The organism is Streptomyces phaeofaciens (assembly GCF_014648915.1).
Lineage (GTDB): Bacteria > Actinomycetota > Actinomycetes > Streptomycetales > Streptomycetaceae > Streptomyces > Streptomyces phaeofaciens.
The window spans coordinates 1-15,879 of record NZ_BMSA01000018.1; the positions used below are offsets into that span (position 1 = coordinate 1).

Sequence of the window (15,879 nt, forward strand, 5' to 3'; positions counted from 1 at the left end):
CCTCGCCGTCTGTCTGATCACCCACCGCCATGTCCAGAGGCTTTGTTAGGGCCAGTTAGGCCCGTACACGGTGATGGAGCCCTTGGCGCCGGGGATCCGCTTGTCGATGCGGATGTGGAAACCGATGGTGACCGAGGATCCGGGCAAGGGGTTGGCGTCGCACAGGAAGAAGTGGTTGTCCTTGTCCTGCGGCGGCCGGCATGAGTATCTCCGATCGTCGTCGTCCCCTTCCCAGGGAATGGACGTGATCGTGGTCCCGGGTGGCGGCACCACCGCGAAGGTTCCGGGTGCTCCGCCGTCGGGGGACTCGGAACCCAGGTTCTTCACGCCGAGCCGGACCACGACGGTGTCACCCACCCTGCCCTTGACCGTTCCGGTGACAGGGATGTAGTCCGAAGGCGGGGACGGTTGGGACACACCGGCAGGGAAGACCGTGCCAGGGTGCGCCAGTTGGAGGCCGTGGGTTGCGGTGGTGGACAACACGCGGGTGGTCCGGGCCCGTTGGGGCAGTTGGCTCCGCAAGCTGTCGGTGACGGGTGCCGTGGAGACCTTGGCGCGTATGGCTGCTTGATGCCCCGCCGCCGACTGGGATTGTGCCCACACCGGCCCCCCCACCGCCGTCCCGAGCACGGCCAGAGACACGACGACAGCGCCGATCCGACGCCCGCCGGCACGCTCAGCCATGGGGCCTGAACCGTTCTGGGCGTTGCGGGGCCGCATGGTTGTCAGCGGGGCTGGTAGTCGAGGGTTCCGAGGGGCCAGTTCGTGGTCAGCCAGGTCGTGACGGCCACTTGCAGGGGCGCGTCCAGCTCGGCTCTGTCGGCACGGACCCAGGAGCGGACGTCGGTGTCGTGATCGTCGCTTCGGGAGGGATAGATGTAGACGCACCCGATCACCTCGCCTGTGTCGGTCTCGATGACGGTGTAGGTGAATCCGCGGCGCTGAGCGAAGTCGTCCGCGTGACGCCGCAGATCGGCGAGGTTCGCCTCCAGGGTCATCCCGTCCGCAGGAGGCCATGCTCGGTTCTGGAAGCCCGGGGTCGCACGGATGTGTTCGATGCTGCTGGTCCAGGCGGCGTGGTCGGCGGCGTTGTGCCGGGGTCCCAGAGGTTCCAGACGGAACTGTGGAGTGATCAGCTCCTCGGGGACGACGAAGTCGTCGGGAACGAAGGCATGGTCAGTCATGGGGCCGAGGCTATGAGGCAGGGCCCACGGTTGCATCTGGATTGATGACGCCGCTCGCAGGGGCACCCGTGCGGTGTGGCTGTCGGCCGTGCGGCCGTCCTCCCGGATGTCCCGCTGCCCTCCGCCTCCAGGCGCCCGCTCCGACCGTCGTCAGTACGCCCCGAACGACCAGAAGACACCCACCTCGTCGTCGGATACCGCGATCAGGCCCAGGTCGTCGAGGAGATCGAGGCCGTTGACGTATTCGGAGGTGAGGAAACCATGGGATGCGGTGCCCTGGAGGCCCGCTGCGAGGAAGTCCGGGGCCGGGTCGGAGGCGGCGGTCGTCGCGTTGGTCCAGTAGCGGGCGGTGGGCCCGTACCGGTCGAGCAGGGTCCGGGCGTCCGCGAGTACGGCGTCCCGGTCGGGGCGGGAGCGGACGGGGGCGGGTTCCGACTGCCACTCCTCGGCCATGATGCCGAGCGCGGCGACCGCCGCCGCCGCCTCCAAGGGGTACAGCAGGCTGGGCAACTCTGCTGCGGCCGGGGGATCGAAGGGGTACGCGGGCACGGTGTGGCGGGCGTCATTGCCGCGGTCCCCGTCCAGGCGGAGCCAGCCCCGTGGGTCAGGGACCGCCCGGTACAGCACGGCGCGGACGTCGTGCGCCCAGTCCTCGTGCCGCCGAGGACCGGTAGCCGCGAAAGTGTAGGTGTCGTCGAGCAGCCGCAGCGCCGCCGCGTTCCAGGGACAGCGTCGAGAGCGGAACTCCGTCAGCAGACTGCCGATCTGACGGACAAACGCGTCCTGCGGCTCGCGGGGGATGTGTCGGAGCTGATCGAGGACCCAGTGGAGGAGCCCGTCCTCGCGTTCCGCCGCAAGGCGGACCGGTTCCCGCGGAAGTGGGGGGTCCGTTCCGTCCCACAGCGCCTCCAGATGCACGTCCAGCAGATCCAGGGCGGTCCGGTCGGCAGGCAGGGGCATCGCGCCACTTTAGTCTGCGCCCGTTCAGGCAAGGTGAGCCGGGCGACAACGGCGTCGACATGGCGGTCGATGTCGGCGGAGGGTGTGGTGTCCTGCCGTGACCAGGCTCGGGTCACGCGGGGGAGTGGTGGGCGTTGGCGCTGGGGTGCTGTTTGACCTTGACATCGTGGCAGGGTCTTCACTGCGTACCCAGGAGGTGGCTTCGATGACGGTCACGGGTCAGGAAACGGATGCGGTACGGGTGCTGCGGGGATTGGAGGACGGCCGAGCGTCGGTGCGGTTGCGGGCTGCTCTGGCGGCGGGCACCGCACCTGATGAGGGGTTCGTCGGCCCGCTCATCGAGCGGTGCGCTGTCGAGCCCGAGTTCTTCGTCCGGGACATGCTGACCTGGGCGCTCACCCGCCACCAGGTGGAGGTGACGCTTTCCGGGTTGCTCCGCGAAGTCCGCTCGGAGCGGGCACAGGCGCGCAGCCAGGCACTGCACACGCTGTCCAAGATCGGGGACGGGCGGGCCTGGCCGGCGATCACCCCCGCGCTCCTCACCGATGCCGAGGACGAGGTGGCGCGCAGCGCCTGGCGGGCCGCGGTCGTGCTGGTGCCGGAGGGCGAGGAGTCCGCGTTGGCCGCGGTGCTGGCGACGCAGCTCGGACGTGGTGAACGTCAGACGCAGCTGAGTCTGAGCCGGGCGCTGGTCGCGCTGGGTGAGGTGATGGTGCCGGCGGTGCGTGCCGCGACGACAGGCCCTGACCCGAGCGTGCGCGCGCACGCGCTCGCCACGCAGCGGCTGCTGCGCGACCCCGATGCCGATTTCGGGTTCGAGGTCGAGGAGGCGAAGCGCGTGGTGGCTCTCGGCGGGCCCGACGGAGAGGGAGGATGAGACGTGTTGATCGGTGAGGTGGCGCGACGGTCCGGGGTCAGTGCCCGCATGCTGCGGCATTACGAGTCGCTCGGTCTGGTGCGCCCTTCGGGCCGTACCGGCTCCGGCTACCGGGAGTACTCCGGTCAGGACATCCAGCGGATCTTCCATGTCGAGAGCCTCAAGTCGCTGGGGCTGTCGCTGCGGGAGATCGGGCGTGCGCTCGACGATCCCGGCTTCATGCCCGCCTCTCTCGTCGGCGACCTCGTCCGCCGGACACGCGAACGCATCGCGGCGGAGAACGAGCTGCTCACGCGGCTGCGCCGGATCGACGCCGCGGAGCCCGCCGGTTGGGAAGACGTCCTTCAGGTCGTCGCCCTCCTGCGGGCACTCGAGTCCACGAGCGCCGGTGCACGCCAGCGCGCGGCGCTGTCCTCGGCCCACGAGGGCGCGGCGCCCGTGGAGGCGCTGGTCGAGGCGGTGCTGAGCGAGACGGATCCGAACGTCGCCGGGGCCCTTCGATGGGCCCTGGCGCGACTGGGCGAGGACGGCACGGCACCGCTCGCGCAGGGCCTCGGCTCAGCGGAGGCCGCGGTGCGCGAACGCGCCGCCCAGACCCTGGTCGAGATGCCCGGGGCTGAGGCTGCCGCGCAGCTGCACGACGCCCTCGCGCACCGCGACGCCGTGGTCCGCGGGTATGCGGCGGTGGCGCTCGGGACACGGGGTGTGGCCGATGCCGTCCCGGAACTCGTCGACATGATCGTGGAGGGAAGGAACGACACCGACGCAGCGGACGCGCTGAGCGTGCTGGCGAGTGACACCGAGGCGGCGGACCTGATCGCGGGCAAACTCGTCGACCGCCTCGCCCATGACAGCGCGCAAGCGCCTGCACGCGGACGGCTGACGCAGGCGCTGGCGGGCATCCCGGGAGCGAGGGCCTCGGGTGCCCTTGTTCAGCTGTCGTACGACGGGGACCGTGCCGTTGCGCTGACCGCGGCCTACCTTCTTCAGCTGCGCGATGCACGGTGACCGAACAGGGCGGTCGGGAGGTCTGATCCTCAGCTGACGACGGTCCGTCACGATGGTGGGTGAGACGAGTGATCTCCCTCATCGCCACCGGACCCGAGTCCTGCCGCCTGGCCCGCAGCAGAGCGAACGAGTACGCACGAGCGGTCGAACGCCATCTGGCATGATCGCGCCGTGAGTAGTGCAAGGCTGTCGGCCGCCGAGGGCGTGGAGTCACATGTCCGGGCGTTCTTCGAGGGACATTCTGTGGAGGTCGTCGACCACGACCTCGGGCCGGAACGGCGAGAGGCGATTCCCGACCTGCGTGTTCTCGTCGTGGGGCCCGGTCCCCGCAGCGACAGTTGGGCCTATGTGACCGCCGGGTGCTGGGCTGCGATGGAGAAACACGGTCATGGGCTTGAGTTCGTCATGACCGCACACGTCCGCGACCAGCGGTTCGTCCAGCTCATGGCGATGATCGCGTACTACCACTGCGGAGGGCATCGGCTCGACCTTGAGCACAGCATGCCGATCGGCGAACCGTGGGTGCCAGGCTCGACCTGCGACCACCTGCTCATCAGCCTGCCCTACCTCCACGGACCCGACCTCGAACACTGCCCCTTGCCCGAGGGGCACGTCCGCATCCTGTGGACCCTGCCGGTGACGACCGCCGAGATCGAGTTCCGCCGACACCACGGCCACGAGGCGTTGGAGCGACTTCTGGACGAAGCGGGGATCATTCCGACCGATCCGTTCAGAGCCTCTGTCGTGTGAGTTCGCGCCCGTACCGGTCTGGCGGTCGTCGGCGATCAGGTTCCGGCGGTCAGGAAGAGAATCACGCGCCCGTAGTGGGCGCCCGGGCAGGAACGGCAGCCGTGCCCTGCGGGGTCCCTCCTTGTGGAGGGCGGCGTCGTGGCTGACGGGCCGACCGCCCCTGGAGCCCTTTTCCTTCCGGTGGGTGGCCTGGTCCCTCTTTTCCGGGATCACTGCCTTGATGCCCCATTCACGCAGGTGGGCCCGGTTGCCGCGGGACGAGTAGGCCTTGTCCCCAGCAACCGCGTCCGGCCGGGTGCGGGGGCGGCCGGCGGGGCCGCGGACCCGTAACTTCCTGAGCACCGGGATGAACTGCGGACTGTCCGCGGCCTGGCCCGCGGTCAGCACGAACGCCAGCGGGCGGCACTTGCGGTCGGCGGCCAGATGGACCTTGCTGGTCTGCCCGCCCCTGGAACGTCCCAGGAGAGCGGTCTTCAGGCGGACTCTTCGCCGACGCCGGACGCGTCGCCGCTCCTGTCGCCCGGGATCGACTTCCTGCCCGCTTCGTTCTTCGAGGGTGCCCTCTTCGACCTGGCCTTCTCCTCCTCGGCGGCCGCCTTCTCCAGGGCAGTGACGACGTCCTCGCCCAGGTGCATCCCGGCGGCATCGTGGTGTCCCCGCACGGTGGTGGAGTCGATACTGACCAGGGACAGGTCCACCTCGCCCCGCTTCGCCGCTTCCGCGATCAGTCCCTCGAGAAGGGCCTCGAAGACGCCGGCGTCACGCCACTGCCGGAAGCGGTTGTGCACGGTCGACCAGGCGCCGAACTCCTGTGGCATCTCCCGCCACAGCCCGCTGGTCCTGAACCGCCAGATCACACCCTCGAACTGCTGCCGCAGCCGCTCGGGGTACGGGCCGTACTCGCCGACTGGCAGGTATGGCCCGATGAACTCCCACTCTGCGTCCGTCAGTTGTCCTCGCGTCACGCACGAAGGACTACCGGACCAGACCCCACCGCGAGATCGAATCCCGCGGATTGATCACAACTCAATACACGCCCTAGCCGTACGGGTTGAGCGCCGAGAAGCGGACGGTGTCGCTGCGACGGTCGAACCACAGTTTGGTGGAGTAGCCGCTGCCGTCGCGGTCGAGTTCGTCCGACCGGATCCACTGGGGGTTCTCCGGCCCCTCGCCCTTGAGCGGCTTCTCGAACCATGAGGAGAAGTCAATGACCGGCCCCTCGGAGACGAAGGCGTGGGCCGCCGTCAGCTCGGCAAGTTTCCCCGGTGTCAGGCGGGCCAAGCCCGATATCACCAACTCCGGCGACGGTACGCCCCGGTCGTTGTCCCGGCTGCTCACCCACTTGGCGTCGGTGAGCGGGCCCAGCAGCGGGAACGCCCGCTCTAACGGCGCGGTGTCGGTGTGCCAGTCCTCCCCGGCCCCACTCGTCACCTGGCGCAGGGCCCACCAGGCGGGCAGCACCGCCAGCCCCACCCCGATCCCGATCAGCTTCCGTCGCTCCAAAGAGACCCCCCATGGCCGACTTCGGGGACACCCTATCCGGCTCGAGCACCTCGCCCGGAACACCTATCGATCACAACCAAATACGCGCCCTAGCAGTGGCCATCCACCCTGGTACCGACAGCTGGAGCGAGACTCGGCCAGGGACGCCCCGTCCTGTCGGAGGCGGCGGACCGCAGGAGGTCGAGCAGGGTGCAGCCCAGGTAGCCCGAGAAACTCGCATAGGCGGATCGGTAGTAACAGCTCCAGTAGCTCACGACCCGCCGCTGAGTCCGCGCGAAGAAGGCGGGGTTGTCCACGAGGAACTGCCCGTAGGCGAGGTGAGCGCGGGTGCCCTGCGTTCCGAGATCACGCAGCCCCTCGCAGATGTCTACCAGGATCTCCACGACGTACTCGCCCACCAGCTGCACGACGAACGGGATGACCCACGGGTCCTCCGAGTCCACGATCTCCGACAGGTGACGCTGCCTGACCCACCCGTCGGAGTGCCTTGAGTACAAGCAGTGCAGCAGTTGTTGCCGGCGCCGTGAAAGCGTCGCCACCGCATCAGCCTGCGGCTCTTCGTTGTAGAGGCGCCCAGGGATGCAGACCCGCCGGCCCTGCACAACGACGGAGAACGGAGCAGCCGGCCGCAGGCGAGACGCAGGCATGATCGCCAGCACCGCCTCAGCATCGCCCGCAAGCTCGACCGGGAACGCCGTGATCAACGAAGCGGTGTTGTCGGATGTCGGCTGCACGAGCTGAGCATAGGGGGAGGAGACTGCACGATGACCGACGCCACCGCCCCACAGCCGCCCAGCGCGTGCAGTCTCCGTGTCCTCGCCCCACCGGCCAAGATAGGCGGCAGGTCGACTCGTTAGGGTCAAAGGCATGACGACGACACCAATTGCCGGCAGTGCCTTCGACTTGCTCCGCCTCGACGCCGTGTCGGACCAAGAGGCGTTGCGCCGGGTGTACGAACTCCCCGGCGACGCGGCCGTGCGCAAGCAGATGACCGAACTGACCGAGCAGACACGACGGTTGATCGGCTGCTCCTCGCTGGTGCTGGTCGCCAGCGCGGACGCCGAGGGCACCTGTGACGTCTCGCCGCGCGGCGGCCCCGCCGGGTTCGTCGCCGTCCTGGACGCGAAGACGGTGGCGATACCGGACGCGACAGGCAACAAGCGGCTGGACACTCTCCAGAACGTCGTCGCCACCGGGCGGGCCGGGCTGCTGTTCGTCATCCCGGGGCGCACCACGACGCTCAGGGTGAACGGCCGGGCCTGCGTCTCCACCCGTCCGGAGCTGCTGTCGCAACTGACCGCCGTGGGCAAGCCGCCGGCCAGTGCGCTGGTGGTGGGGATCGAGGAGGTGTACCCACACTGCCCCAAGGCGCTGCTGCGCAGTGGGGCCTGGAAGCCGGAGCAGTGGCTGCCGGCGGACGCGCAGCCGACCTCGGCCGAGGTGACGCTGGCCCAGCTGCGGATGCCGGAGCTGACGATCGCCGACATCGAGCAGGCGGAGGCGGACTCGCTGAAGTACCGGTACGAGTAACAGGCCGACCTGCGACGCTCGATCACCGGCCGGCCGAAGCCCCGGACAGCACACTCAGGGCTGGTCAGCCGGGTCGGGACACGAAAGGTTGTCGACGGTCGTCGACGCAACAACCTCCGGCAGGCCGAGGATCTCGAAGCCGAGAGCCAGGCGGGCCAGGGCGGACACGGCGGCCTCGGTATCGGCGATTCCTAGTCCCCGCCGTCCCGTACGGACTTTTCGAGGAGCGTGAACGACTTGGGCGGACCGCCCGGCTGAGGCTTGCCCTCCTTGCGCCCGACGACCTGGTAGCCGACGTTGAGGTAGTACGCCTCCAGGCGTGCGTTGCCGGCCAGGCAGTCCAGACGTACGAGCGGTCGGCCCGCCTCGGCCACGCGGCGCTCCGCGACTCGCAGAAGTTGCCGCCCGGTACCGGGCGGAACACTGCTGTGGTCCACCATCAGCCGGTGCACGTAGCCGGCCGTCGGGGGCTGCGGCCCCCAGGCGTCCTCGTCCTCCCACCACAGCTCCCAGGCCCCGACCACACGATCGGCGGCCTCCGCGAGCCAGACTTCCCCGCTCTTCATGATCCGGCGGAAGTGGTCTCCACCCAGCTCACCGGGCCGCCACTGACCAGTGACGCCCTGGGCGATCATCCAGCGGGCAGCGTCGTCACGCAGACGGACGACAGCGGTGAGGTCGGCGTCGTCAGCGAGACGGAAACGTAGATCGTTCACGCCGTGATCTTCGCACGGGAGTTCGCCCGTGCAGCGGCCGCCCGCAGGACCTCGGCCACCGCCTCACGGGCGATCACGAACCGTTCCTACGCGGCCTCGGCCTCCCGTGGCTCGTCCTGGGAGCCTCCGGTCCACGGCCGGCCTCCAGTGGCTCAGCTCAGATGGTTGACCGGTGATCGGTCCGCAACGCTCCGTAGAACGTGAAAACACCGTGTCGCCCCAAGGGGGACTTACCCTGGCCGCGTGATCAATGGTGGGCACGTCATCATCTACAGCCGTGATGCGGAAGCGGACCGGGCCTTCTTCAGGGATGTGCTGGAGTATCCGCACGTTGACGCGGGAGGCGGCTGGCTGATCTTCAAGCTTCCGCCGGCCGAGGTCGCCGTGCATCCCACGGAGGGACCCGAGACGCAGGAGCTCTATCTGATGTGCGACGACGTCGACGCGACCGTGACGAACCTGGCTGCGAAGGGCGTCGAGTTCACGCAGCCGATCACTGATGCGCGCTGGGGACGGCTGACCAGGTTCCGTCTGCCGGGTGGCGGCGAGGTGGGCCTGTACGAACCCCGCCATGAGCGAGCCACCGACCTCTGAGGCAACCGGGAGTGGTCCCTGGAGCGTTGCCCCGGTAAGCCGGAAGGGCCCTGGCCCGGTCGAGGCCCAGACACAGCGCCGGCTCCTCGTGAGTCTGCGACCTGGCTCGCCTCGGTACGCGTGCCTGGTGGGTCCGATCGCGTGCATGGACGAGTCGATTCCGTCGGAAGACCGCAGCCAAGTGCCGGGCCTGGCAGACTGTGCGCCACCTGGGGGGAGACTGTCGTGCCGGATGAGCTCACCGTCCGCCGGATACTCGGGGACCAGCCGTTCGCCGAGATCGGCCGGCCCGTATGGGTGGTGGCCGACGCGCGTCACCGCTGTGTCGTCGCGGCCGGTGACCTCGGGCACGTCATGTGGCGCGGTACGGGTCACTGGCTCGGCCACCGGATCGGCGTGTACGAGGCCGGCACCCTCCGCCCGCGCCACGTCCTCGCCTCCCGCCACCCCGTATGCGCCATCGAGCCTCACCCCGAGCTGCCGCTCGTCGCCGTCGGCACCGGCCGCTACGACGGCTCGTGGGACTTTCAGGGACAGCTGCTCCTGCTGCACCTGGAGACCGGGCGCGTGACGAACCTGCTGAGCAAGAGCCGCCAAGTGCGCCACCTGCGCTGGCTCGAGGACGGCAGGCTCGCGATGCTGCTCTCGCCCGAGGACAAGGACGGCGGCTTCCGCAAAGGCTTCGAGCTGGCCGTCGCGGTGGACGACTGGCTGTCCGCTCCGGCCGGTGTGGTCGACCCCGACGACGCACACCACCCGATGGTCGAGAGCGGACTCCTGTACGACCCGCGTGTGGAGGACACCCTCGCGCGGCTGACGGAGGGCCGATGGCGGCGGCGGGCACAGGTGCGGGACATGGCGGTGCTGGCCGACGGCCGGGTGCTCGCCACCGGCCGGCACACAGACCTCGAATGCTGGGATCCGTCGGGAGCGCTGACGTGGGCTCTTCCCGCGGACGGGGAGGGGAGCGTCCGGGTCGAGGCAGCCCCGGACGACGAGTCGGCATGGGTGACGTACCAGGGCTATCGGCGCGACGAGGTGACGGGTCGCCCGGTCGACCGCGCGACCACGGTTCGTCGGATATCGACCGTAGACGGCGGCGCGGCGGACCGCGTGGACGTACCGTCGGTCCCCGCACTGTGCGCCACGGACGAAGGCTGGCTCGCCCTGCGCCCGCGAGGGCGCGACCCACACGACACGCTGCTGCTCGCCCCCACGCACCAGGAGGCGGCACACGTCGGCCTCGCCCCCAGCCGCTCCAACTCCCCGGCGCTGCGCGTCAGACACAGCGCCCGTCGGCTGTATGTGGACGGCCCCGGCCCGGACGACGAAGCGCCGTGGATCCACACGATCGACCCTCCGAGCGCCCACGGCCCCGCCACCGTGCGCGCCCTCTTCCCCCTGCGCTGGGACCAGTCGTCCGCACTCCAGCCCTGGTACGGCCCCGCCGTCGAGCTGACCGACACCCTCGTCCACGCGGGCCGGTCGTACGAACAGGGCGCCACCTACGGGGAAGCCCGTGAGGGCACGTACGTCGTGAGCCGCTGGCTGGCGGACGGAGAGGCGTGCTGGGTGTACGTCACCGACAAGCCGCTCGCCGATCTCGACGGCGACGAGCGAAGGGTGTACGTCGTGTATCTCACCGGTGAGGTGGAGATCCTGGACACGGCGACGGGCGAGGTGCGAGCCCGCCACACCCTGCGCGCGCACGGCCACCCGGTCACGCCGGTGTCCGCCGCGTACCGGGCGGAGCAACAGCGCCTGCTCGTGGGGACGGTGGACGGGCGGATCGTGGACTGCTCGGTCTCGGGTTGACCGGGGCGGTGGATCGGGTCTCCCGCCGTCCCCAGCAGGGGGTGCGGACTGTGCCGCCGGCGCCTCGACAGCCGTTGGCTTCCCAGCACTTGATGTCGGATGCGGTGACGGCGTCGATGATGCCGCGTTCGCGGGCGACGAAACAGCGCTCCGCCCCCACGCTGTGCCCCCTCGTTCGCGGCCGTGTGTCTCAGGAGGACCGAGTGAGTCGGGACGGTGCTCCCGCGGTCTGGCTGCCCTCGTCCTCCAGGGTCAGGGAGTCGGTGCCGGATTTCGTCAGGGTGTAGATGTTTCCGGGTGTGCAGAGTGCGCCGGTGGAGGGGTCGGTGGGGGTGCTCGTGGCCGCCTCGAAGACCATGGTTGTTCCGTGGGACTCCTGAAGGCGCAGAGTCTCGGTGCACCCGATGTCCCGGCCGCTGGCGGCATCGATCACGTTGCTGACCTGTCGGCCCACGATCTGGCCTCGGTCCGCCGCGTGGAACTTGACGGTGACGGCCACCTCGGTCGTGCGGGCGTTGACGATGCCGTCACCGGAGGAGCTGCCGGGGCCGGTGCCCTGCCACGTTCCCACCCATGACGCGGGCAAGGCATCCGACGTCGCGGATGCGGATGCGGAAGGGGACGGGGACGCGCCTTTGTCGTCGTCCGGCCAGTCGATCGCCGCGACGACAGCCGTGGTCGCCGCTATGCCCGCGAGGACGGCGGCCGTACGGACGTACATCGATCGTCGACCGGGTGCGGGGCCGGACACCGTGCCGGGAGGGATGGAGGCCGGCCCCGGCACGGGGCCTGGCGGCAGGGTCGGAGGGTGGAAGTGGGCGGGGGGCGGTCCGAATCCCGTCGGGGAGGGCGGGTACGGGGAGGCGGCAGGGGAGGGGAACGCCGACCGGTCCAGTGCTGAGCGCAGCTCGGCCTCCTTCGCGGCGATCTCCGTCTCCAGGCCCGATGGCAGCGCCCCGGCCCAGGTGTCCTGGTCGCCGCCGAGTCGCTTCAGTAGTTCGTCCGTCGTGGGTCGGGCCTGGGGAGACTTGTGCAGGCATGCGGCCGCGAGCGGCCTCAGGGTGGGTGGTACGCCGTCCAGCACCGGTTCCTCGTGCACGATCCGGTAGAGGAGCTGTGCCGCCGACGGATCCTCGCCCGGGCGCAGGAAGGGACTCTTTCCGGTGGCCGCGTACACCAGTACGGCGCCCAGGGCGAAGAGGTCACCGGGCTCCGCCGAGACTCCTCCGGTCACCTGCTCCGGTGCCATGTATCCGGGTGAGCCGATGACCCCGCCGGTCCGGGTGTGCCGGGTGTCGTCGACGGCGCGGGCGATGCCGAAGTCGATGAGCAGGGGGTGGCGGCGGGCGAGCAGCACATTGGAGGGCTTCAGGTCGCGATGCGACAGGCCCGTTCGGTGCACCGCCCGCAGAGCCTCCGCGAGTTCCGCCACCAGGGCGCGGACCGTGGGCTCGGGCAGCGGGCCGTGACGCTCCACCCAGTCCGCGAGGGAGGGGGCGGGGACGTACTCCGTGGCCAGCCACTGCGGCCTGTGTCCGGCGGGGCTGTAGTCGACGACGGCCACCGTCCACGCGGAGCGCACCTGCTCACTGCTGGCGATCTCGCGGGCGAACCGTTCCTCGAACCCTGGATCGGCGCCGAACTCGCTCCGCACGGTCTTCAGTGCCAGCGGCCTGCCGGACGCCGTACGGGAGAGGAACACCTGCCCCATGCCCCCGGCACCCAGCTGTGCCAGCAGGGGATAGCCGCCCATGGCTGACGGATCAGTCGGATCCAGACTCCTCATGAACCTCTCCGAGTAATACCCGGGCCACATGAGGGCCGTAAGCGGATGCCGGCGACCGCCCGAGGTGCCAACGGGCTGATCGTATGTGTGATCAATTCATGTCAGTCTACTTCGCGCCGGGTAGGTACGAGGTGGGAAAAAGTACCCGAGTCTCGTGATTGCGGACGCGCCAGGCTCCGGTGGGGCGCGCCAGAATTGCAGGGACATGCCGATGGGGTGACGCTGAGAGTCCACAGCTCTGAAGTGGAGCAGCCGACTATGGGCAGTCTGGTCGTTGTGGGGGTGGATGGCTCGGCCATGAGTCTCACCGCCGTGGAGGCAGCCGCCACGGCGGCGGCACGGCGCGGTGCGGCGTTGCGTGTGGTGCATGCTGAAGTTCCGGTCAAGCCGAGGCTCGAGGTGCCGGACCCGGCTTCCAGGATGCTGGTCCACGAAGCGGCGGCCCATGCCCTTGAGGTGGCGCCTGACGTCGTGGTGACCACGTCCGTGGTGACGGGTGATGTGGTGCACGTGCTGGAAGCCGAGTCGCAGGCCGCGGACCTGATCGTCGTCGGCTCCAGAGGTGTGGGGGGCATCATCGGTCTGCTGCTGGGATCCACACCGGTGTCGTTGGCCGCCCACAGCCATTGCCCGGTGATGACGGTCCGCGAAAGTCACCGGCCACCCGCTGACGCGGGGCCTGTGGTGTTGGGAGTCGACGGCTCCCCGGACTGTGACATGGCCGTCGACGTCGCCTTCGCGGAGGCCGCGCAGCGCCAGGCCGAGCTCGTGGCTCTTCACGCATGGCAGCCGGACAAGGACTCGCCCGGCGCAGCCCCCGAGTCCGCAGAGCAATTGCTGGCCCAGGCGATCGCCGGCCGCACCGACACCTATCCGGACATCACCGTGAGACTCGACCTGGCAGGCGGCAAAGCGGGCGAGGTCCTGCTCGAGGCGAGCAAGGCCGCTCAGCTGCTGGTTGTCGGCGCCCGAGGGCGCGGCGGCATTGCCGGACTGCTCCTTGGCTCGGTGAGCCAGGGCCTGATGACCCACGCGCACTGCCCCGTCGTCACCGTTCGCAGAACGACGTGAGCGGCCCGGAACGTCCGACTCTCCGGAGTCACTCCACAGAACCTGGGCCAGAGCCCACCGGAGAGGGCGGCCCCAGCTGGATCTCGGTACGGGTCCTGCTCCCGAGCTGCGACATCCAACAGGCCTTCCCCGTACCCTCCCCGTACCCGCCTCCGACGACGACGGCGAAGAAGATCACCCGCACCAGCGGTGGCCGGCCCGGCGCAAGGCCGCGAGCACCACGATGACGGCGACGGCGGAGCCAGGAACTCCCACGCGATGAGGGCGACGGGGCGGTGCAGCTGCCGACGGCCGCGGACCGGAGCCGATCGGCTGATCCGAGTTGCTGTCCAGCCGCAGCCCGCTCGCGGGGCGGGGGCGGCCCCCGGCTCAGCCGTCGTTCAGTCGCAGCAGTCGCAGCAGCACTTGCACGGGTTGCAGCAGCCCCCGCCACCGCAGCCCCCGCCACCGCAGCAGCCGTCACCTGAGTCACCACCGGAACCGCCCGACCCGCGACCGCCCCCGCCGGAACCGCCGGAAGAACCACCAGAGTTGCCGCCGCCGTGCCCGCCGAACCAGCCGTCGCCCCCGGAACCGTCCCGGTCGGAGCCGCCCTGGCGGGAGTTGCCGTTGCCGTCGCCGAACTGCCAGGGCTCCGCGTCGTCCGGGCCGTCATCCTCGCTGCAGGTGCAGCAGTTGGGGCACAGCCTGCAATCGCGGCACAACCGGCGCCACTGGCCACACCGCCGACACTGTCCCTCCGAGGGTTGGCCCGACGCCATCGACGTCCCCTCCGGGGCCGTGCCCGCGAGTGCTCCGACGCCGCATTCCGTGCCCGTGCCGGTCCCCGAGAGCGTCTCCGTCGCCGTACGGCGTCCCAGCCAGGGGAGCGTGCGCGGGCCCCGTGCCTGGTGGCGGTGGTGGTGACGATGCCGGGGGTCGAAGACGCGGTCGACAGCGCGCTCCAACTCGCCGCCCAGCAGCGCCCGTGCCAGCCGCCCGTCGACGAACTCGGCGTCGGACAGAGCAAGTCGGATCCCATGGACCGCGTCGTCGCAGAGCCGACGCACCTCTGCGCGGCGGGCGCCGGTCACGGTGATCGGGTTCCACGCGCCGGTCGCCTCGTCCGTGTCCAGATCCTCCACCGCGTCGAGCAGATGCGCCAGCCGACCGAACAGCCGGCCGGCCTCCGCCAGCGGCTCGGCGTTTCCCGGGCGGTCGGCGAGCACCGCGGTGTGCGCGAATGCGGCGGCGGTCGCCGTCTCCGTAGGTTCCGTGACCGACAGCAGCGAGCCACCGGGGCCGGTCAGTCGTTCGATCTCCGACTGCCGTTCGACCGCACCGAGCAGCACCGCGGTGTCGAAGCCGAGCCGTTCGCCGCCCGCGGCACCCGCACGGGTCCAGCCGCGGGCGATCCGGCGCGCCGCCAGCGTGACCGGGCGGCGCCCCAACAGGCCGTCGCCGTCATCCACGTGGTCACGTACTTTCGCCGCGGCCAGCACCAGCGACACCGTCGCCGCGAGCCGGGCACCCTCACCCTGTGCCACGTCCGCCGACCGCATCCCGCGCAGCGGACACGGACCGGCGCCTCGCCGCCAGTCGCCGGTGCGCTCCGACTGCGCCTCGGTCAGCACCGAGACGATCAGGCCGTCGTAGTTGGTGGCCACGCGTGCGAACTGCCCGTACTCGCCGCGCAGCGCCAGGCACAGTCCGCACAGATGCGCCATCCACTCGGTACGCATGCCCTCGCCCAGGCGATGACGGCACGGCCTGATGATTCCGAACATCGAAGTTCTCCCCCCGTAGACACGGCTGCCAGGGCGCAGCCGGACGGGCGGCAGCGTCGCACATGAGGCACGACCGCGCGGGACGCCGTCCCCCGTCACTCAACGGGCGACATGCTAAGGCCTGCCCGCACAAGCGCGTGAGCTGCGGTTTGGCGACGGTACCTTCACGAAGTGGGGTCCAGGCCGTCACCGCGCCCACATCGGTGGTGGGTCCGGCTTGAGGCCTTGCCGCCGGCAACATGTCCGGCCGGGCCCGCACCGGCCGGGGCGTGCACGGCGGCTACGGCAACACCCCGGCCGTCGTGCTCTCCCGGACCGC

General features: G+C 70.3%; 15 protein-coding genes and 1 pseudogene. 7 read left to right on the plus strand and 9 right to left on the minus strand.

The genetic code is table 11. From position 1 onward, the window contains the following. Positions 1-45: 45 nt before the first annotated feature. From IE275_RS27210 to IE275_RS27220, 3 genes are all read right to left on the minus strand, one after another. Positions 46-684, minus strand: coding sequence for a hypothetical protein (locus IE275_RS27210; protein ID WP_189714061.1), 639 nt, complete (start codon positions 682-684; stop codon positions 46-48). A gap of 41 nt (positions 685-725) precedes the next feature. Then, positions 726-1,184 carry a GNAT family N-acetyltransferase gene (locus IE275_RS27215; protein ID WP_189714062.1) on the minus strand — a complete coding sequence of 153 codons (459 nt, stop codon included), beginning with the start codon at positions 1,182-1,184 and terminating at the stop codon, positions 726-728. Between the two features lie 150 nt (positions 1,185-1,334). Further along, positions 1,335-2,144: a hypothetical protein gene (locus tag IE275_RS27220; RefSeq protein WP_189714063.1), complete on the minus strand. Its 810-nt coding sequence runs from the start codon at positions 2,142-2,144 to the stop codon at positions 1,335-1,337. 205 nt (positions 2,145-2,349) lie between these two features. On the opposite strand from IE275_RS27220, the gene IE275_RS27225 reads away from it, so the two are divergent. The 3 genes from IE275_RS27225 (at position 2,350) to IE275_RS27235 (ending at position 4,779) form a co-directional block, all read left to right on the plus strand. Beyond that, on the plus strand, positions 2,350-3,021 hold the full coding sequence (locus IE275_RS27225; protein ID WP_189714064.1) for a HEAT repeat domain-containing protein: 672 nt from the start codon (positions 2,350-2,352) through the stop codon (positions 3,019-3,021). Positions 3,022-3,024: 3 nt separating this feature from the next. Continuing rightward, entirely contained in the window at positions 3,025-4,029 is a 1,005-nt protein-coding gene (locus tag IE275_RS27230) for a MerR family transcriptional regulator (RefSeq protein WP_189714065.1), read from the plus strand. Positions 4,030-4,200: 171 nt separating this feature from the next. Next, positions 4,201-4,779, plus strand: coding sequence for a suppressor of fused domain protein (locus IE275_RS27235; RefSeq protein ID WP_189714240.1), 579 nt, complete (start codon positions 4,201-4,203; stop codon positions 4,777-4,779). 117 nt (positions 4,780-4,896) lie between these two features. Here the strand turns inward: IE275_RS27235 and IE275_RS27240 are convergent. From IE275_RS27240 to IE275_RS27250, 3 genes and pseudogenes are all read right to left on the minus strand, one after another. Beyond that, a pseudogene (locus tag IE275_RS27240) lies at positions 4,897-5,744 on the minus strand (transposase); the annotation flags it as partial. Between the two features lie 73 nt (positions 5,745-5,817). Beyond that, the gene (locus tag IE275_RS27245) at positions 5,818-6,282 is read right to left on the minus strand and encodes a hypothetical protein (protein WP_229870612.1); all 465 of its coding nucleotides are present in this window, start codon (positions 6,280-6,282) and stop codon (positions 5,818-5,820) included. 89 nt (positions 6,283-6,371) lie between these two features. Then, positions 6,372-7,016: a hypothetical protein gene (locus tag IE275_RS27250; protein WP_189714066.1), complete on the minus strand. Its 645-nt coding sequence runs from the start codon at positions 7,014-7,016 to the stop codon at positions 6,372-6,374. Between the two features lie 133 nt (positions 7,017-7,149). Between IE275_RS27250 and IE275_RS27255 the strand changes: the two genes are divergently transcribed. Next, on the plus strand, positions 7,150-7,812 hold the full coding sequence (locus IE275_RS27255) for an MSMEG_1061 family FMN-dependent PPOX-type flavoprotein (RefSeq protein WP_189714067.1): 663 nt from the start codon (positions 7,150-7,152) through the stop codon (positions 7,810-7,812). 191 nt (positions 7,813-8,003) lie between these two features. On the opposite strand, the gene IE275_RS27260 is transcribed toward IE275_RS27255, so the two are convergent. After that, the gene (locus tag IE275_RS27260; RefSeq protein ID WP_189714068.1) at positions 8,004-8,528 is read right to left on the minus strand and encodes a GNAT family N-acetyltransferase; all 525 of its coding nucleotides are present in this window, start codon (positions 8,526-8,528) and stop codon (positions 8,004-8,006) included. A gap of 243 nt (positions 8,529-8,771) precedes the next feature. On the opposite strand from IE275_RS27260, the gene IE275_RS27265 reads away from it, so the two are divergent. Both IE275_RS27265 and IE275_RS27270 read left to right on the plus strand, forming a co-directional pair. After that, positions 8,772-9,122 carry a VOC family protein gene (locus IE275_RS27265; protein WP_189714069.1) on the plus strand — a complete coding sequence of 117 codons (351 nt, stop codon included), beginning with the start codon at positions 8,772-8,774 and terminating at the stop codon, positions 9,120-9,122. Positions 9,123-9,347: 225 nt separating this feature from the next. Beyond that, positions 9,348-10,937, plus strand: a complete 1,590-nt coding sequence (locus IE275_RS27270) for a hypothetical protein (protein ID WP_189714070.1) — start codon at positions 9,348-9,350, stop codon at positions 10,935-10,937. A 190-nt stretch (positions 10,938-11,127) separates the two neighbouring features. On the opposite strand, the gene IE275_RS27275 is transcribed toward IE275_RS27270, so the two are convergent. Further along, positions 11,128-12,690, minus strand: coding sequence for a serine/threonine-protein kinase (locus IE275_RS27275; RefSeq protein WP_189714071.1), 1,563 nt, complete (start codon positions 12,688-12,690; stop codon positions 11,128-11,130). Positions 12,691-12,981: 291 nt separating this feature from the next. Here IE275_RS27275 and IE275_RS27280 point away from each other — a divergent pair, with 291 nt between their 5' ends. After that, the gene (locus IE275_RS27280; RefSeq protein WP_189714072.1) at positions 12,982-13,794 is read left to right on the plus strand and encodes a universal stress protein; all 813 of its coding nucleotides are present in this window, start codon (positions 12,982-12,984) and stop codon (positions 13,792-13,794) included. Positions 13,795-14,174: 380 nt separating this feature from the next. Here IE275_RS27280 and IE275_RS27285 read toward each other — a convergent pair whose 3' ends face one another. Further along, positions 14,175-15,560, minus strand: coding sequence for a DUF5685 family protein (locus IE275_RS27285; protein ID WP_189714073.1), 1,386 nt, complete (start codon positions 15,558-15,560; stop codon positions 14,175-14,177). Between the last annotated feature and the right edge of the window lie 319 nt (positions 15,561-15,879).